Below are 17025 nucleotides of genomic sequence, written 5' to 3' on the forward strand. Positions count from 1 at the left end.
CGCAGGGCGATTGTCGCGTTGCGCTGCGAGAAGAAACTGTACAGGAGGGGATGCCCGAGGAGCGAACTCACCCAACGTACAGACGCAGTTACGGAACAGCCGCGTCGATCGCCTTCACGATGCGCTTGTCGGAGACGGGATACGCCGTGCCCAACGCGTGGGCGAAGTAGCTGACCCGGAGCTCCTCGATCATCCACCGGATGTCCAGGACCTGTTGGGGAACGGGACGGCCCTGCGGCATCTGCTCAAGGAGCCAGGCGTACTCGTCCTGCATCTCATGGACCTTCGCCATCCGAGTCGTGTCCCGCTGGACGTTCGTCGGCATCTGCTGGAGGCGCCGGTCCGCGGCCACCAGATAGCGCATCAGATCCGGAAGGCGACGAAGGCCCGCCTCCGTGACGAAGCCCGGCTTCACGAGGGCGTCCAGCTGCGCCCGTACGTCCGCGAGGTTCGCGAGGAGCGCCGGGCTCCGTACGGACTTCAGGCGCCGCTCACAGGCCTGCCAGGCGGCAAGGACCTGCTGGACCTGGTCGACCGTACGGACCGTCATGTCCACGATCTCGGCGCGCACCTTGTCGTACAGCTTCCGATACGACTCCTCGTCCCAGGCCGGCCCCCCGAAGTCCCCGATCAGCCTGTCGGCGGCAGCCATCGCGCAGTCGTCGAACAGCGCCTGGATCGATCCGTGCGGGTTCGCAGACAGCGCCAGCTTCTGCGGGTTGGTGAGTTTCTCCGAGGCGAACTTGGCCGGGTTCACCGGGATGCCCAGCAGGATCAGCCGGCGGGTGCCCTTCCACATCGCCTGCTGCTGCTCGGCCTCGGTGTCGAAGAGGCGTACGGAGACGGTGTCGCCGTCGTCGACCAGCGCCGGGTACGCCTTCACCGGCTGGCCGGCGCGACGTGTCTCGAAGACGCGGGTGAGGGAACCGATGGTCCAGTCCGTGAGGCCCTTGCGTTCCAGGGATTCGCCGCCCGTGCGCTCGGCCGTGGCCGCTGCCGCCTGCGAGATCGCCTGCCGCGCCTTCGGCTTCAGGCGCAGCTTGAGCGCCTCCAGGTCCTTGTCCTCGGCCAGCTTGCGGCGCCGCTCGTCGACGATCCGGAAGGTGATGCGGAGATGGTCGGGGACCTTCGTCCAGTCGAAGTCGTCGGGGGTGAGGGGCACGCCGACCATGCGCTTCAGTTCGCGGGCCATGGTCGTCGTCAGCGGCTCCTGGAGGGGTACGGCCCTGTCCAGGAACTTCTGCGCGAAGTTGGGGGCAGGGACGTAGTTCCGGCGAATCGGCTTCGGGAGGGAGCGGATCAGCTCCGTGACGACCTGCTCCCTCAGCCCCGGGATCTGCCAGTCGAAGCCCTCGTCCGTGACCTGGTTGAGGACCTGGAGCGGGATGTGGACGGTCACGCCGTCGGCGTCGGCTCCCGGCTCGAACTGGTACGTCACACGGAACTTGAGCCGTTCCTGACGCCACGCGTCCGGATAGTCGTCCTTGCTGACATCTCCCGCACGCTCGTTGATGAGCATCGACCGCTCGAAATCGAGCAGTTCGGGTTCCTCATGCCGCTTGTGCTTCCACCAGGAGTCGAAGTGCGCGCCCGACACGACGTGTTCGGGCACCCGCTGGTCGTAGAAGTCGAAGAGCGTGTCGTCGTCGACCAGGATGTCCCGGCGTCGGGCGCGATGCTCCAACTCCTCGACCTCGGTGAGGAGTTTGCGGTTGTCGGCGAAGAACTTGTGGTGCGTACGCCAGTCGCCCTCGACGAGCGCGTTGCGAATGAAAAGCTCGCGGGACGTCTCCGGATCGATCCGCCCGTAGTTGACTTTGCGCTGGGCGATGATCGGTACGCCGTACAGCGTGACCTTCTCGTACGCCATCACCGCCGCCTGGTCCTTCTCCCAGTGCGGTTCGCTGTATGTGCGCTTCAGCATGTGCTCGGCGAGGGGCTCGACCCACTCGGGCTCGATCTTGGCGTTGACACGGGCCCAGAGACGGGACGTCTCGACGAGCTCGGCGGACATCACGAAGCGCGGGGGCTTCTTGAAGAGGGCGGAGCCCGGGAAGATCGCGAACTTGGCGTTCCGGGCGCCCAGATACTCGTTCTTCGCGCCCTCCTTCACGTCCTTCATGCCCACGTGGGAGAGGAGCCCGGCGAGGAGCGAGACGTGGACCTGCTGGTCGGGAGCGTCGTCCTCGTTGAGATGGATGCCCATCTGCTTGGCGACCGTGCGGAGTTGGGAGTAGATGTCCTGCCACTCCCGGATCCGCAGGAAGTTCAGGTATTCCTGCTTGCACATCCGGCGGAAGGACGACGAGCCCCGTTCCTTCTGCTGCTCGCGGATGTACCGCCAGAGGTTGAGGAAGGCGAGGAAGTCGCTGGTCTCGTCCTTGAAGCGGGCGTGCTGCTGGTCCGCCTGCGTCTGCTTGTCGGCCGGGCGCTCGCGCGGGTCCTGGATGGAGAGCGCGGCGGCGAGCACCATGACCTCGCGTACGCAGCCGTTCTTGTCGGCCTCCAGGACCATCCGGGCCAGACGGGGGTCGACGGGCAGCTGGGCCAGCTTGCGGCCGGTCTCGGTGAGGCGGTTGCGTACGTCCTTCTGCTTGGGGTCCAGCGCGCCGAGCTCCTGGAGGAGTTGGACGCCGTCACGGATGTTGCGGTGGTCCGGCGGATCGATGAAGGGGAACTTCTCTATGTCCCCAAGACCCGCGGCGGTCATCTGGAGGATGACGGAGGCCAGGTTCGTACGGAGGATCTCGGCGTCCGTGAACTCCGGCCGGGCGGTGAAGTCCTCTTCGCTGTAGAGACGGATACAGATGCCGTCGCTGGTCCGTCCGCAGCGGCCCTTGCGCTGGTTGGCGCTGGCCTGCGAGATCGCCTCGATGGGGAGGCGCTGGACCTTCGTACGGTGGCTGTATCTGGAGATGCGGGCGGTGCCCGGATCGATGACGTACTTGATGCCCGGGACCGTCAGCGACGTCTCGGCGACGTTGGTCGCCAGCACGATCCTGCGGCCGGTGTGGGGCTGGAAGACGCGGTGCTGCTCGGCGTGCGAGAGGCGGGCGTAGAGGGGGAGTACTTCGGTGCCCTGCCCATTAGCGCCTCCGGCGCGGGGGTAGTTCTTCTTGGTGAGGGCATCGGCGGTGTCCCGGATCTCCCTCTCTCCGGAGAGGAAGACGAGAATGTCGCCCTTGCCTTCGGCCTGGAGCTCCTCGACGGCATCGCAGATCGCGGTGATCTGGTCACGGTCGACATCCTCGCTGTCCTCTTCGAGGAGCGGACGATAACGGACCTCGACGGGGTACGTACGACCGCTGACCTCGACGATCGGGGCGTCCCCGAAGTGACGGGAGAAGCGCTGGGGATCGATGGTCGCCGAGGTGATGACGACCTTCAGATCCGGCCGCTTGGGCAGCAGCTGGGCCAGATATCCCAGCAGGAAGTCGATGTTCAGCGAGCGCTCGTGCGCCTCGTCGATGATGATCGTGTCGTACGCGCGCAGCTCACGGTCCGTCTGGATCTCGGCGAGCAGGATGCCGTCCGTCATGAGCTTGATGAACGTCGAGTCCTGGTTCACCTGATCGGTGAACCGGACCTTCCAGCCCACGGCTTCGCCCAGCGGAGTGTCCAGCTCCTCGGCGACCCGCTCGGCGACCGTGCGGGCGGCGATGCGACGGGGCTGTGTATGCCCGATCATGCCGCGGACACCGCGCCCCAGCTCGACACAGATCTTGGGGATCTGTGTCGTCTTCCCTGACCCCGTCTCACCGGCGACGATCACGACCTGGTGATCACGGATGGCCGCCGCGATCTCGTCCTTCTTCTGGCTGACAGGCAGCTGCTCGGGATACGAAACGGCCGGCACACGCGCCGTCCGTTCAGCCATACGTGCCTCGGCCCTGGCCACCTCCGCCTCGATCTCGGCAATGACGGCGGCCCGAGCCTCGGGCTTACGAATTCGGCGCGCCCCTTCGAGCCTGCGCCCAAGCCGATGCGCATCGCGCAGAGACAGCTCGGTCAGACGGGGGGCGAGATCGCCGAGAGCAGGGGCGGGGGCAGGGTGCGTAGACATACGGGGTCCAGGATCGCACCTCGGGAAAAGAGGTGGCCAATGGATTAAGGCCCCGATCCGGAGATCGGGGCCTTGGATGGTGGCTGGGGCCGGGGTCGAACCGGCGACCTATCGCTTTTCAGGCGATCGCTCGTACCAACTGAGCTACCCAGCCGCGCAACCCTTGAGGTTGCAGCGGTCCTGACGGGATTTGAACCCGCGGCCTCCACCTTGACAGGGTGGCGAGCACTCCAAACTGCTCCACAGGACCAAGCTGTTGCGTGCGAACAGTCTCGCACACGGGTTGGCGTGCTCCCAACGGGATTTGTGACCGGGGGTTCACGCTGCGGCGGCTCGATGTCGCTGGATCAGCGTATCAGACCGGGGACGGTGGCCCCGCACGTCTGACCTGCGGGGCCACGGCTTCCCGGCTCTGCGTCTGTTCGTGCTCGTCGCGTACTCGTCCGGCTGGTCGTCGAAGGTGACGGCCGCCTTTTCGGTCGCTCCGAGCATCCGTGTGAGGTCCGGGGCGGCGGGACCCGTACGGAGCCGGCGGCGGCCTGGGAGTTCGTACGGCCCCCGTCGGGTCAGGTGGCGGACCAGCCGTTGTCGACGGGGAGGACGGCGCCGTTGATGTAGCTCGCGGCGTCGGAGGCGAGGAAGACGATGGCGGCGGCCTGTTCCTCGGCGGCGGCGGGCTTGTCGCCGACGCCGACGCCGAGGTAAGGGCCGAGTGCGGCGGGGCCGTGGGCGTCCGGGCGCAGGTCGGGGCGGAGGTTGGTGGCGGTGCCGCCGGGGGCGATGGCGTTGGTCCTGATACCGGACTTGCGGTACATCACGGCGAGGGATTTGGTCAGGCCGACGATGCCGTGCTTGGAGGCGGTGTAGGCGGCTCCGGCGGCGCTGCCGCGGAGGGCGGCTTCGGAGGCGGTGAAGACGATCGCGCCGCTGCCTGCGGCGAGCAGGTGCGGCAGGGCGGCCCGGGTCAGGCGGAAGGGCGCGGTGAGGTTGATCCCGATGACGCTGTCCCACTCGTCGTCTTCGGTTTCGCCGACGGCCGACATGTGGTCCATGATTCCGGCGTTGTTGACGAGGACGTTCAGGCCACCGAAGGCCCGTACGGCGGTGTCGACGATCTCGTCGATGACCTGCTGGTCGCGGCAGTCGCCGACGACCGCCCTGGCTGTGCCGCCCGCTTCTTCGATCGTCTTGACGGTCAGCTCGGCGCCTTCTTGGTCCACGTCCGCGACCAGGACGCTCGCGCCCTCCTCGGCGAACTTCACGGCCGTGGCCCGGCCGATGCCGGAGCCTGCTCCGGTGACGATGACGCTGCGTCCCTGAAGGCCGGTGCTGCTCATGGGTTGCTCCTCTGATGGGTGGAACGTGAGGCGCACCTTACTTGAGTTAGGCAAGCATGCGGGGGTTGCTTGAGGCAGGCAAATTCCAATGGATTCGGCTTGCTTGAGTTAGGCAATTAGCTGTTAAAGTGAAGTGCATGACCCCACGACCCTCGGCTGCAGTCTCCGTCTCGCCAGACGTGATGAAGATCGAGCGCGCCCTCACCCGTGCCACGTACCTGTCCGGCAGGGCCCGGCAGCATGAGCGCCTCATGTCTCTCTCCGGACTGCCGCTGGACCGTGCCGCCGTGGCGGTCCTGCGGCAGCTCGCCGAGAGTGAGCCGCTGCGGCTCGGAGAGCTGGCGGCCCGGTTGTCGGTGGAGGCCTCCCACGTCACGCGCCAGGTGCAGCACCTGGAGAGGACCGGCTATGCGACCCGCATCCCCGACCCCGACGACCGCCGGGCCCAGCGCATCCAGCTCACACCGACCGGCCGGGAAGCGTTCGCCCGTGTCCGTGAGGCCAGCGTCCGGGGTATGCAGGCGGCCCTGGCCGACTGGTCGCCCGAGGATTTGGAGCAGCTCGCCTCGCTCATCGACCGGATGGTCGACGACTTCGTCGAGCGGGCCGAGGCGAAGATTGACGTTCCGCCTGATGCCTGATGCCTGATGCCTGATGGCGGGGGCGCGGCTCGCTGCGGCGACTTGCCCGCCCTTCCGTTCACACGCCGAGCACGCCGAGCGTGAGCTCTGCACGAACTACCCGGATGGTCTGCCATGTACGGGAGCATCAGCGGGAAACCGTCGCCGACTCGTGGGGACGGGCAGCATGTCCTGGTCGTCGTCGACGATCCCGGTACCGCGGAACTCCTCACCACCACCCTGGAGTTGGCAGGCTGTCGGGTCGGTACGGCGGGTACGGGGGCCGAAGCCGCGTTGCTGGTCGCGGAGTACCGGCTGCTGCGGCATCTGCTGGTCAATCCGGAACGTGTGCTGTCGAAGGAGCAGATCAGCCGGCACGTCTGGGGCGGGTTCCGGGCCGGCAACGCGATCGAGCAGCTCGTCTCCCGGCTTCGGCGCAAGGTGGATCAGCAGGAACCCGCGCTTGTCCATACCCGGCGGGGTTTCGGGTACTGGCTGGGGTGCTCGAGCCGTTGACCTGGCCCGGTTGCGGTTCGCTTGCAGTCGCTGGGTGCTCAACCCCTCAGATGGTGCTTTTCTGGGGAGTGTGGCGTGGTTTCGCCGGGCTGCCCCGAGGTACCGCAGCGCGGTGACGAGAGGAGCGATCACGATGGACAAGGAACGACCGCACCCGGAAACCGTCTCTGTGGAACTCAGTGGGTGCAGCAAGGAAGACGCCCGTGTCGTGTTCGACACCCTGTGCGCCTGCTTCAGCTCCGACCGGTGCGCCGAGGACGTACCCCAGGAGCTTTCGGCGACGCGCCCGACGGTGTGGCTCGGCACGTTCGACGTCGCCGACACGCACGAGGGCGCCCGCCCCGCCCGCCTCGCGGCGTCCGTCACGGCCGACGTCCAGGGCGGCTACTGGGCGATCGACCGCTTCCGTTCCACGCTGGATTCGCTGTTCTCCGTGCATGAGGTCAGCACGGCGTCCGGGGACCAGGAGGAGGAGATGCACGTACGGCTGGAGAGCCGGCACCCTCAGATCGCCTGAGTAGCTCTCCGGTGTCTTTGCCTGTTCTTTACAACCCGCTTCCTCGCTGTCTCGTCTCTCCGCTCGATCCGTGACACGCCCGCTGAATCCGTGGGCGGGCGGAGCGACGAAAGAGAGCGACTGATGCGCCGAACTGTCCTTGCCGCCATGGCACTTGTGGGTACGGCAGTGCTGGGGGGTGCGGTGCCCGCGTTCGCCGACGGGGGGACCCCGACACCGGCTCCCTCCGCCCCGGCCACCTCCGTCCCGGCCCCGGCCACCGAGGCCCCGACTTCGGAGGCCTCCGAGGCGCCGACCGAGGCCTCCCCGGTCCCGACGGACCCGGGCGCCGAGCCGACCCGGGCGCCGGAGCCGGGTCAGGTCTCCGTCGTACCGAGCGGGGCGCCCGAGACCGGTGTGACTCAGGAGTCCGAGCAGTCCGGCGGCGAGAGCGCGCTGATCGGCGGCGGCGCTGCCGCGGTGCTCGTCGGGGGCGGTGCGGTGGTCTTCCTCGTACGTCGGCGGAGGGCGACCGGGGCATGACGGCGACGGCGCCGTCCAGGCGTGCGTTCGTCGCGGCGGGGCTGGGCTCGTTGCTCGTGGGGTGCGGCGGCAACGGGGGTGGCGGGACTACGAGCGCCCGCCCCAGCAGCCCGCCTTCGCCGTCCGCCTCGAAGCCGTCCGCCTCGAAGGCGAAGTCAGCGCGGTCGCTTAGGCGTTCGGAGCCGGTCGGTCTGTCGATCCCGGCCATCGAGGTCGACACCCCGGTCATGCGGCTGGGGCTGGCCCGGGACGGCAGCGTGCAGGTGCCGCCGATCACGGCGGACGACCGGGCGGGCTGGTATCGGCACTCGCCGACGCCAGGTCAGGTCGGGCCCTCGGTGATCCTCGGTCATGTCACGGTCGGCAGTCACGGGGACGGGGTGTTCCGTCACCTGGACCGGCTGCGCCGGGGGGACCGGATCGTGGCGCGCCTGGCGGACGGTGCGGCGGCGGAGTTCGCCGTCACCGCCGTACGGAAGGTCGCCAAGGCGGACTTCCCCGCGGACGACGTCTACGGCGACGTGGACCGGCCGGAGCTGCGGCTCATCACGTGCGGTGGGCCGCGCAGCGGGGACTGGTACCGCGACAACGTGATCGTCTTCGCCGTGCTGAGCTCCACGAGCCCCTGACCCCCCGCCCCCTCACCACTCCGGCCCGCTCATGGCGGATCCCGGGCCGATGGAACGTACGCCATCGGTCCGGGCTCTTTCCGTACGAGTGTCCCTCCGACCCTGGAGAGCGTTGAAACGGTCCCGCGACAAGCGCGACAAGGCAGCGTCCGAACTGTTCGCCGCCCTCTACCCACGTCTCGCCGGCTGGTGCCGCCGGCTCGTCGACGACGACGAGACGGCCCACGAGATCGCCTCCGAGGCGTTCACCCGGCTCTGGGCCCGCTGGACCTCCGTGGAGGAGCCCCGCGGCTTCCTCTACGTCACCGCGGCCAACTTGGTCCGGGACCACTGGCGCAAACTGGAGCGAGAGCGAAGAGCCGTACGCCGTGCCACCTCGGAAGCCGCCGTCCGCCCGCAGACCGAGCAGGCCGACCCCACGGTCCGGCTGCTCGTGCAGTCGCTGCCGGAGCGGTTACGCGTACCGATCCTGCTGCACTACTACGCCGACATGCCGATCCGGGAGGTGTCCGTGCTGACCGGGCGCAAGGAAGGAACCGTCAAGGCCGACCTCCACGCGGCCCGAGAACTGCTCCGCGCCCACCTGAGGAGAAGCCTTGACCACACGCTTTGACGACGGCGGCCCGGAGTCCGGCCCCGACGACCCCCTCGCGGTGATCCTCCGGCCCTCCTCCGACCACCTCGCCCCGCCCCCCGGCCGATACGAGTCGATCCGCCGCGGCGCGGCCCGCCGTCGGTTGCTTCGCGCCGCGGCCGGCGCCGGCCTGTCGTGCGCGGTCGCCGCACTCGCCGCCCTGCCGCTGCTGAGGACCTCCGACGCCCCCGCGTCCCCGACGCCCCCGCTCGCCCCGCCTCCCGCGACCAGCCCTTCGACGCCGCCCGCTCCGTCCACTCCGCCCGACTCGGTGAAGCCGCCGGCACCGTCACCCGAGCCCTCCAGCCCTCAGCCCACCGCCGAGACCCCGACGGAAGCCTCCGACGCCCCGTCACGTCCTCCCGCCTCCACTTCCGCTCCCACCGGTGCCCTGTCGGCGCCACCGACTTCGATCTCGTCCTCGACCGCCGACGAGCCGACGGCGGTGCCGAGCGAAGCACGCTGACCGGCGGCCGTCACGGCCTGGACACCCACTGCGTCCCGTGGACGGGAATCGAGCGGGTGTGCGCGGACGGCCTGCTGCTACGAGTCCGCGTCGGCGGAGCGGACCGCGTCGGTGAGCGCTTCGTCGAGGATGGTGACGCCGCGGTCGATCTCGTCGTCGCTCGCCGTCAGCGGGGGTGCGATCCGGAAGGTGCCGCCCATTCCGGGCAGCTGGACGATGTTCATGTGCAGCCCGAGCTCGAAGCAGCGCCGGGTGACGGCCGCGCCGAGCCGGTCGGCGCCACCGGCGCCCAGAACCTGGTCACCGACCAGTTCCAACCCCAGCAGCAGCCCGCGACCGCGGACGTCCCCGATGACGTCGTGGCGGGTGGCGAGTTCGTCGAGACGGCCGCGCAGGGTCGCGCCGAGCCGGCGGGCGCGCTCGTCGAGGCGGTCGCGGACCAGTACATCGAGGACGGTGTTGCCGACGGCGGCCGGCAGCGGGTCGTTGACATGGGTGGTGAAGAACAAGAAGCCCCGGTCGTACGCCTGCTGCTCGATCTCCGCGCTGGTCAGCACCGCGGCCAGCGGCAGTCCCGCGCCGAGCGTCTTGGACAGCGTGAGGATGTCCGGTACGACACCGTCATGCTCGAAGGCGTACCAGTCGCCGGTGCGGCACAGCCCGGTCTGAGCCTCGTCGAGGATCAGCAGCATGTCCCGTTCCCGGCACTTCTGCGCCAGGGCGGCGAGATAGCCCGGCGGGAGTTCGATGACGCCACCCGAGCTGAGGATCGGTTCGACCAGGCACGCGGCGAGACTGCCCACCGACTGGGCGTCGATCAGGTCGAAGCCCAGGTCGAGCTGGCGGCGCCAGTCGAGCGAGCCCTCGGCGTCGACGATGTCGGGGTGGAAGCGGTCCGGCACCGGCAGCGCGAAGTTGCCCGGCGCGGCGGGTCCGTAACCCTTGCGTCCGGCGCTGTAGGTGGCGTTCGCGGCGGCCTGGGTCATCCCGTGCCAGGACCGGGCGAACGAGACGATCTCATGGCGACCGGTGACGAGCTTCGCCATCCGCACCGCGGCCTCGTTCGCCTCCGCCCCTGTGGTCAGGAGCAGCGCCTTCTCCAGCGGCTCGGGCAAGGTGCCGGCGAGCCGGCGGGTGAGCTCGACGACCGGGCGGCTGAGCATGCCGCTGTGGAGGTGATCGAGGACGGCGACCTGCTCGCGCACGGTCGCGACGATCGCCGGGTGGGAGTGCCCGAGGATCGCGCTCATCTGACCGGAGGTGAAATCGAGCAGCTCACGACCGCTCTCGGTGAACACCGACGTGCCCGCGGCGCGAGCGATGAGCTCCGGTGTGAACGCGGCATGGCCGCTGTAGCGGATGAGGTGGCGCTCGGGTTCCGGGGCGGCACGGGTTGTCTCAGCGGCACGGGCTGTCTCAGCGGCACGGGCTGTCTCAGCGGCACGGGCTGTCTCGGGAGGCATGCGACCGACGTTAGGGACGCACCACCGCGCGCGTCCATGGCACCGTCACCATCGCGGTGCGACGCGGCACACCGCAGCGCGCCACGGTGAACGCGGTCGTCGCAGCACTGCGCGACCATCCCGAGATCCCGGCCCCGACCACACCCAGGGGCCGCCGAGCCGGTAGCAGATCCGGAGCCCGCGGGGGACGCTGGTAGCAGCCACCCGCGAGGCAGGGTCCGCCCCGATGCGGGGACGAGCCCGCACGTCGGAGCACGGGAACAGGACGGGGTGACCACGTATGCGCCGCCACGGGGTCGCGTCGCCGGGCGACGGCGGACCTGCAGAGCCCGGGAGTCACCCGCGCGGCCTCGGGCCCCGGTGGAGGGAACTGAGCCGGTTCCTCCATACCAAGTGGGTGCGCGTATGGCGGCGCGGCAGGGAAGTGGAGCTGATGCACCGGGCGATGGGCTTCGCCGCCCTGGGACTGGTGACGATCGCCCCGCTGCTGATCGTGGTCGCGGCGGCCGCCCCGCTCCAGGAACGCGGCTTCGCCCTGTGGGTCGTGGACGGCATGGGGCTGTCCGGGCGCCCCGCCGACGCCGTGCAGGACGTCTTCTCCGCACCTCGCAAGGTCCTGAGTACGACCAGCGTCCTGAGCGTGGTGCTGCTCGCGCTCTTCGGTGTGCCGTTCGCGGGCAGTGTCCAGACCGGATACGAAAAGGTGTGGGACCTGGCGGCCGGGCGCTGGCACACCATATGGCGGCGCGCGGTGTGGCTCGCCGCTCTGACGGTCTACCTCTTCGCCGAAGCGCAGAGCGGGGCGGCCCTGGGCTCGGGGACCCTGCGCTCATCGGTACGGATCGGGCTGAGCGGGCTGTTCGGCGTGCTCTTCTTCTGGTGGGGGCAGCGTTTCCTGCTGGGCGGCCGGGTCCCCTGGCGTGCCCTGCTGCCGGGCGCCGTCGCCACGATGGTGGGCCTGGGAGGCCTGCGCGTGTTCTCCTCCCTGGTCTTCTCCCCGCTCATCGTCACCAACGCGGTCTCCTACGGTGCGGTCGGCACCGTCCTGATCGTGACGTCCTGGCTCGTCGGCGTCGGCTTCGTCGTCTTCGGCGGCGCCCTCGTCGGCCGCTACTGGTACATCCACGAACCGCACCACATCCCGCACCCGCACCTCCCCACACGGAAGTCCTGAAGCGTTGCCCTCTTCGGCCGTTCGTGGCCGTTACGGCCCTGGGATCGGCGTTGATCAACACGGCGACCGGACCGTGGTTGACGGCTAACGTCGTGTAGTGGCAACCGAGTTGGACGACGAAGCGGATGTGGAGGGGCGAGGGATGAAACGGCTACGGGGGATAGGCGTGGCGATGGCCGCCGGGGCGGCGGCGCTGCTGCTCGCGGGATGCAACAACGCACCGACGGACTACAGCGAGATCGTCACATTCACCGATGAGCACGGCCGCGCCTGCACCGCGGCGGTGGTCGTCGACCAGGAGCAGAACGAAGGCGACGACTACGAGCTCTCCACCCTCGACTGCGACTACCCCCCGGAGGGTCAAGTGCCGGGAGACACCCGCTACCTGCCCCTGCCGGATCGGGATGGGGGCGGGGAGTGACCGGCGTCAGCCGTCCAAGTCCAGCCCGAACGAAAAGGACTGCCTGACCTGAGCCTGACCTGCGGGAAACGCGTAAATGATCGTGTGCCCCCAACGGGATTCGAACCCGTGCTACCGCCTTGAAAGGGCGGCGTCCTAGGCCGCTAGACGATGAGGGCTGGGGCCTGCCTGGGCGCCTTACGGCGCGTCGGGGACGTCAGCAGCATATGGGATGCCGGGAGGTATCGGCAAAACGGATTACGAGGAGGGGGAAGGGGAGGGAGAAGGCGGACGGGAGCCCGGAGGCGGGGAGCCAGGCGAAGGGGAGCCCGGAGACGGCGATGGCGACGGCGTGGGGGACGCGCCAGGCTGGTTCTCCTCCGGCAGGTGGCGGCTGACCTCCGCCGTGGTCAGGCCCAGGCCGCCGAGCTTGATCTCGTCCCAGGCCTGGAGGCGGCGGGTGTCCCGGTCCAGGTAGAGGATCGACGTCTCGATCGGGTCGGGGTACTTGCCCTCCAGTGCGCGCAGACCGCTCCCGCCCGTCGAACCCTCGAGCCGCAGGCGCGTGCCGTACTTCATGATCTCCATCTCCGGATGGTGGAGGTGGCCCGCCAGGACGAGCGGTACCGTGCCGTCCACCTCGCGCGCGGCGTCCGGGTTGTGCGCGACGGCGATGTCCACGGGCGTACCCGCCGCCTTCTGGTCGCGGATCGCGGAGGCCAGACGGGCGCCCGCCAGCTCCTCCGAGGCGGTCACCTCCTTGGAGCGGTCGGGGGTGAACTGCGGGTCGCCCATGCCCGCGAACCGCAGGCCCGCGACCGAAACGGCCCGCCCCTCGTCCAGTACGTGCACGTTCTTCATGTCCTCCAGATAGGCCTGCGTATCCCGCGAATCGTGGTTGCCGCGCACCCATACGTACGGAGCGCCCAGGTCGGCGGCCGGGTCCAGGAAGCCGTTCTCCGCCGCGCTGCCGTGGTCCATGGTGTCGCCGGAGTCGACGATCACATCGATCTTGTACTGCTTCACCAGCGAGGCGATGATCTTCCAGCTCGCCGGGTTGAGATGGATGTCGGAGACGTGCAGGACGCGGATGGTGGAGGGGTCGGGGGCATACGTGGGGAGCGTGGACGTGGCGTCGTACAGCTGCGTCACGTTCGTCACCAGGCGCGCCAACTCCTTCTGGTAGACGTCGAATTCGCTGACGATGCTGCGGGCGTTGCCGACCACTGAGGGGGCACTGCTCAGCAGGCCCGAGAACTTTGGCTCCAGGACCGACTTCGGGTTCCAGGTAGCGAAGGCCGTCGCTCCCGAGGCCGCCAGGAGGGCGAGGGCCAACCCGCCGGCCGCCAGGGCGCGGCGCGGGCGGCGGTAGACGGCGAGGCCGAGGGCGGTGGCCCCGGAGACGACGGCGACGCCGGAGCGTACGGCCAGGTCGAGCGTGCCGTCGCCGACGTCGCTGGTGACCTCGTCCTGGAGGCCGGAGAGCCGTTCGGGGTGGTCGACGAGGGCCTGGGAGCGGACGGGGTCGAGCTGGTCCACGTCGACGTCCAGGCGGATCGGCGCAACATGGCTGCGCAGTTCGAGGGCGCCCAGCGGAGAGACGTTGATCTTCGTGCCGCCGGTGAAGGAGGGGCGCAGGGTCATGGTGGTGTCCATGGGGCCGACCGGGGCGCGTACGTTCCCCACGATCAGCAGGCCCAGCCACGCGCCGACCAGCACGACGGTGATCAGGCCGAGGGCGCGCGTATAGGGATGTGGCTGGTGGACGAGTTCGATGGCCGGGTGTGTGCGGCGAGCGCGATAGTGGCGTACGAGCGCATGTGGCGCCTTTCGTACGCGTTGCAGAGCGGCGGCGGGGACGCGGGCCATTGATCCCGTATGCCCAAGTCCGGGGCCGGATATGCCGGGCCCTTCACCCCTCGTACGTGGTCTCCGTACCTGACAATGGCTCTGTGCTGGAGATGACGCGCGAGGAGTTCGAGGAACTGGTCGCCGAAGCCCTGGACCGGATCCCGCCGGAGCTGACACGACTGATGGACAACGTGGCGGTGTTCGTCGAGGACGAACCGCCGAGCAATGATCCCGAGCTGCTCGGGCTGTACGAGGGGACTCCGCTGACGGACCGTGGCGAGTGGTACGCGGGCGTGCTGCCGGACCGGATCACCATCTACCGGGGGCCGACGCTGCGGATGTGCGAGTCGCGGGAGGACGTCGTGGCCGAGACGGAAGTGACGGTGGTTCATGAGATCGCTCACCACTTCGGGATCGACGACGCGCGGCTGCACGCCCTCGGGTACGGGTGAGGTGCGGATCAGGTCCGTACCTACGGCTGTTGAAATACGACTGTTGAAAACTGTCCTTCGGGCGGCGTGTCCTCTTGCGGGCGGCGGGAGTTGGGCAGGGGGACTGCTTGTCCCCGCCCCGGAGGTGGCTGCCCGTGCGCGCCATGTACGTACCTGTCCGTCTGGCCGCCGCGGCCCTGGCCGTCGCGGCGAGTGCCGGATGTATGAGCGTCAGTAATGACGACGACGATGCGAGCGGGGCCAGGCCGTCGCACTCCGCGGAGCGGCGGGGCGGTGAGGCGCCGGACGTCGGCTCGGCGGTGACGGGTGGCGGCGGCGGTGGCTCCGGGCAAGGCGGGGCGGGTGACGAACAACACGGTTCGGCGGGGCCCGGTAGGTCGGGGGACGACCGTCCCCAGGACGGGGACGGGCCGGCCTCGCCGTCGCAGGACGACGGGAGCGGATCCTCGTCGCAGACCAAGCCGGGGAAGAAGAAGCCGAAGCCGCAGGCACCCGGGCCGACCAGGGCGAAGCCCGCCCCGCCCCGTACGACTCCGACTCCCGGGCCCAAGCCGCCGAAGCCGCCGAAGAACTCGCCCACGCCGTCGCCGCCCGCCCCGACCACCGCCGAACCGTCGTCCTCGGCGCACCCGGAGCCCACGCCGCAGCTCGCGGAGCGGGAGCCGGCGCCGCATGCGGGTGTGAGCGGCTGACCAGGGCTGACGTGGGGCCGGCTGACGAGGGCCGATCCATGGCTGACCTGGGGTTATCGGCTCAATGCGCCTCTCGATTTGCCTTGAGGGTCGGAGGGTGCGTATCTTGGTAGATCGTTTGATCCCATTTGCCCGGCGCCAATGCAGAGCGCGCCGTGTGGCGCGTACTCTCCCTTGCCGTGGCTGGACCGCATTGAGGCGGTCGATTTGCGAACACGGAGTTGACGGGCGCGTGCCGACGAGACTCCGGAAGGTTTCGCATTCGCATGTCCATTTCCAGTACTGATCACATCGTCGTGCCCGAGAACGAGGCCGTCGAAGTGCCCGAGGCCGCCGCGGCCGAGGCCCCCACGACCCCCGAGGTCACCTTCGGCGACCTGGGTCTGCCCGACGGCATCGTGCGCAAGCTCGCGCAGAACGGCGTGACCTCCCCCTTCCCGATCCAGGCCGCGACCATCCCGGACGCCCTGGCCGGCAAGGACATCCTCGGCCGTGGCCGCACCGGCTCCGGCAAGACCCTCTCCTTCGGTCTGCCGCTGCTCGCGCAGCTGTCCGGCGGTCACACCGAGAAGAAGAAGCCCCGCGGCGTCATCCTCACCCCGACCCGTGAGCTCGCGATGCAGGTCGCGGACGCCCTCCAGCCGTACGGCGACGTACTCGGCCTGAAGATGAAGGTCGTCTGCGGCGGTACGTCGATGGGCAACCAGATCTACGCCCTCGAGCGCGGCGTCGACATCCTCGTCGCCACCCCGGGCCGCCTGCGCGACATCATCAGCCGCGGCGCCTGCTCCCTCGAGAACGTCCAGGTCGCCGTGATCGACGAGGCCGACCAGATGTCCGACCTGGGCTTCCTGCCCGAGGTCACCGAACTCCTCGACCAGGTCCCGCCCGGCGGCCAGCGCATGCTGTTCTCGGCCACGATGGAGAACGAGATCTCCACGCTGGTCAAGCGCTACCTGAGCAACCCGGTCACGCACGAGGTCGACAGCGCCCAGGGCAACGTCACGACGATGTCCCACCACATCTTCGTCGTGAAGCCCAAGGACAAGGCGCCGGTCACCGCCGCGATCGCCTCCCGCAAGGGCCGCACGATCATCTTCGTACGTACGCAGCTGGGCGCCGACCGTATCGCCGAGCAGCTCCGTGACGCGGGCGTGAAGGCCGACGCGCTGCACGGCGGTATGACGCAGGGCGCGCGGACGCGGACGCTGGCCGACTTCAAGGACGGTTACGTCAACGCGCTCGTCGCCACCGACGTCGCCGCCCGCGGTATCCACGTCGACGGCATCGACCTGGTCCTGAACGTGGACCCGGCCGGTGACCACAAGGACTACCTGCACCGCTCCGGCCGTACGGCCCGCGCGGGCCGCTCCGGCACTGTCGTGTCGCTGTCCCTGCCGCACCAGCGCCGGCAGATCTTCCGCCAGATGGAGGACGCGGGCGTCGACGCCTCGCGTCACATCATCCAGGGCGGTGCCGCCTTCGACGCGGAGGTCGCGGAGATCACCGGCGCCCGGTCGATGACCGAGGTGCAGGCCGAGTCCGCGGGCAACGCCGCGCAGCAGGCCGAGCGCGAGGTCGCCCAGCTCACCAAGCAGCTGGAGCGCGCGCAGCGACGTGCGCTGGAGCTGCGCGAGGAGGCCGAGCGCCTGCTCGCCCGCGCCGCGCGCGAGCGGGGCGAGGACCCGG

Annotated in this window: 16 protein-coding genes and 3 tRNA genes; 12 read left to right on the forward strand and 7 right to left on the reverse strand. The window is 69.5% G+C overall.

What is annotated here, in order from left to right; all coding sequences use genetic code 11:
• Positions 1-88 precede the first annotated feature (88 nt).
• The 4 genes from hrpA to IEZ21_RS42895 all read right to left on the reverse strand — a co-directional run bounded on the left by hrpA (position 89) and on the right by IEZ21_RS42895 (position 5400).
• Positions 89-4063 carry an ATP-dependent RNA helicase HrpA gene (hrpA, locus tag IEZ21_RS42880; protein WP_189327223.1) on the reverse strand — a complete coding sequence of 1325 codons (3975 nt, stop codon included), beginning with the start codon at positions 4061-4063 and terminating at the stop codon, positions 89-91.
• Between the two features lie 77 nt (positions 4064-4140).
• Positions 4141-4217, reverse strand: a tRNA-Phe gene (locus IEZ21_RS42885).
• 21 nt (positions 4218-4238) lie between these two features.
• Positions 4239-4313, reverse strand: a tRNA-Asp gene (locus IEZ21_RS42890).
• Between the two features lie 316 nt (positions 4314-4629).
• Positions 4630-5400 (reverse strand): SDR family NAD(P)-dependent oxidoreductase, encoded by a 771-nt coding sequence (locus tag IEZ21_RS42895; RefSeq protein ID WP_189327224.1) that lies wholly within the window; start codon positions 5398-5400, stop codon positions 4630-4632.
• Positions 5401-5537: 137 nt separating this feature from the next.
• Between IEZ21_RS42895 and IEZ21_RS42900 the strand changes: the two genes are divergently transcribed.
• From IEZ21_RS42900 to IEZ21_RS42930, 7 genes are all read left to right on the forward strand, one after another.
• Entirely contained in the window at positions 5538-6041 is a 504-nt protein-coding gene (locus IEZ21_RS42900; RefSeq protein WP_189327225.1) for a MarR family winged helix-turn-helix transcriptional regulator, read from the forward strand.
• A gap of 114 nt (positions 6042-6155) precedes the next feature.
• Entirely contained in the window at positions 6156-6536 is a 381-nt protein-coding gene (locus IEZ21_RS42905; RefSeq protein WP_189327226.1) for a DNA-binding response regulator, read from the forward strand.
• Positions 6537-6669: 133 nt separating this feature from the next.
• A complete protein-coding gene (locus tag IEZ21_RS42910; RefSeq protein WP_189327227.1) occupies positions 6670-7053 on the forward strand; it encodes a hypothetical protein in 384 nt (127 codons plus the stop codon).
• 123 nt (positions 7054-7176) lie between these two features.
• Positions 7177-7575, forward strand: a complete 399-nt coding sequence (locus IEZ21_RS42915) for a Tat pathway signal sequence domain protein (RefSeq protein WP_189327228.1) — start codon at positions 7177-7179, stop codon at positions 7573-7575.
• Positions 7572-8204, forward strand: coding sequence for a class F sortase (locus IEZ21_RS42920; RefSeq protein ID WP_189327229.1), 633 nt, complete (start codon positions 7572-7574; stop codon positions 8202-8204). The genes IEZ21_RS42915 and IEZ21_RS42920 overlap by 4 nt, the downstream gene beginning before the upstream one ends.
• 112 nt (positions 8205-8316) lie before the next feature.
• Entirely contained in the window at positions 8317-8817 is a 501-nt protein-coding gene (locus IEZ21_RS42925; RefSeq protein ID WP_033321404.1) for an RNA polymerase sigma factor, read from the forward strand.
• Entirely contained in the window at positions 8801-9304 is a 504-nt protein-coding gene (locus tag IEZ21_RS42930; RefSeq protein ID WP_189327230.1) for a hypothetical protein, read from the forward strand. Before IEZ21_RS42925 ends, IEZ21_RS42930 begins: the two co-directional genes overlap by 17 nt.
• A 77-nt stretch (positions 9305-9381) precedes the next feature.
• Here IEZ21_RS42930 and IEZ21_RS42935 read toward each other — a convergent pair whose 3' ends face one another.
• Positions 9382-10767, reverse strand: a complete 1386-nt coding sequence (locus tag IEZ21_RS42935) for an aspartate aminotransferase family protein (RefSeq protein ID WP_189327231.1) — start codon at positions 10765-10767, stop codon at positions 9382-9384.
• 433 nt (positions 10768-11200) lie between these two features.
• On the opposite strand from IEZ21_RS42935, the gene IEZ21_RS42940 reads away from it, so the two are divergent.
• The gene (locus IEZ21_RS42940; protein WP_308429710.1) at positions 11201-11941 is read left to right on the forward strand and encodes a YhjD/YihY/BrkB family envelope integrity protein; all 741 of its coding nucleotides are present in this window, start codon (positions 11201-11203) and stop codon (positions 11939-11941) included.
• A gap of 97 nt (positions 11942-12038) precedes the next feature.
• A complete protein-coding gene (locus IEZ21_RS42945; protein WP_246568784.1) occupies positions 12039-12362 on the forward strand; it encodes a hypothetical protein in 324 nt (107 codons plus the stop codon).
• A gap of 85 nt (positions 12363-12447) precedes the next feature.
• Here IEZ21_RS42945 and IEZ21_RS42950 read toward each other — a convergent pair.
• Positions 12448-12520: transfer RNA gene (locus IEZ21_RS42950), tRNA-Glu, on the reverse strand.
• Between the two features lie 79 nt (positions 12521-12599).
• Positions 12600-14210, reverse strand: coding sequence for a metallophosphoesterase family protein (locus IEZ21_RS42955; RefSeq protein ID WP_189327233.1), 1611 nt, complete (start codon positions 14208-14210; stop codon positions 12600-12602).
• 83 nt (positions 14211-14293) lie between these two features.
• On the opposite strand from IEZ21_RS42955, the gene IEZ21_RS42960 reads away from it, so the two are divergent.
• The 3 genes from IEZ21_RS42960 to IEZ21_RS42970 form a co-directional block, all read left to right on the forward strand.
• On the forward strand, positions 14294-14644 hold the full coding sequence (locus tag IEZ21_RS42960) for a metallopeptidase family protein (RefSeq protein ID WP_033321391.1): 351 nt from the start codon (positions 14294-14296) through the stop codon (positions 14642-14644).
• 203 nt (positions 14645-14847) lie between these two features.
• Entirely contained in the window at positions 14848-15336 is a 489-nt protein-coding gene (locus IEZ21_RS42965) for a hypothetical protein (RefSeq protein ID WP_308429709.1), read from the forward strand.
• A 266-nt stretch (positions 15337-15602) separates the two neighbouring features.
• Positions 15603-17025, forward strand: a 1423-nt coding sequence (locus tag IEZ21_RS42970) for a DEAD/DEAH box helicase (RefSeq protein WP_189327235.1), incomplete at its 3' end; no start/stop codon positions are given.

It is taken from the genome of Streptomyces flaveus (genome assembly GCF_014647675.1).
Taxonomy (GTDB): domain Bacteria; phylum Actinomycetota; class Actinomycetes; order Streptomycetales; family Streptomycetaceae; genus Streptomyces; species Streptomyces flaveus.

What these genes read in the sequence shown, in the direction of transcription:
- IEZ21_RS42915 (WP_189327228.1), top strand. Translation starts at nt 7,177, where the DNA reads ATGCGCCGAACTGTCCTTGCCGCCATGGCACTTGTGGGTACGGCAGTG.
- IEZ21_RS42910 (WP_189327227.1), top strand. Translation starts at nt 6,670, where the DNA reads ATGGACAAGGAACGACCGCACCCGGAAACCGTCTCTGTGGAACTCAGT.
- IEZ21_RS42920 (WP_189327229.1), top strand. Translation starts at nt 7,572, where the DNA reads ATGACGGCGACGGCGCCGTCCAGGCGTGCGTTCGTCGCGGCGGGGCTG.
- IEZ21_RS42940 (WP_308429710.1), top strand. Translation starts at nt 11,201, where the DNA reads ATGCACCGGGCGATGGGCTTCGCCGCCCTGGGACTGGTGACGATCGCC.
- IEZ21_RS42900 (WP_189327225.1), top strand. Translation starts at nt 5,538, where the DNA reads ATGACCCCACGACCCTCGGCTGCAGTCTCCGTCTCGCCAGACGTGATG.
- IEZ21_RS42905 (WP_189327226.1), top strand. Translation starts at nt 6,156, where the DNA reads ATGTACGGGAGCATCAGCGGGAAACCGTCGCCGACTCGTGGGGACGGG.
- IEZ21_RS42965 (WP_308429709.1), top strand. Translation starts at nt 14,848, where the DNA reads ATGAGCGTCAGTAATGACGACGACGATGCGAGCGGGGCCAGGCCGTCG.
- IEZ21_RS42955 (WP_189327233.1), bottom strand. Translation starts at nt 14,210, where the DNA reads ATGGCCCGCGTCCCCGCCGCCGCTCTGCAACGCGTACGAAAGGCGCCA.
- hrpA (WP_189327223.1), bottom strand. Translation starts at nt 4,063, where the DNA reads ATGTCTACGCACCCTGCCCCCGCCCCTGCTCTCGGCGATCTCGCCCCC.
- IEZ21_RS42895 (WP_189327224.1), bottom strand. Translation starts at nt 5,400, where the DNA reads ATGAGCAGCACCGGCCTTCAGGGACGCAGCGTCATCGTCACCGGAGCA.
- IEZ21_RS42935 (WP_189327231.1), bottom strand. Translation starts at nt 10,767, where the DNA reads ATGCCTCCCGAGACAGCCCGTGCCGCTGAGACAGCCCGTGCCGCTGAG.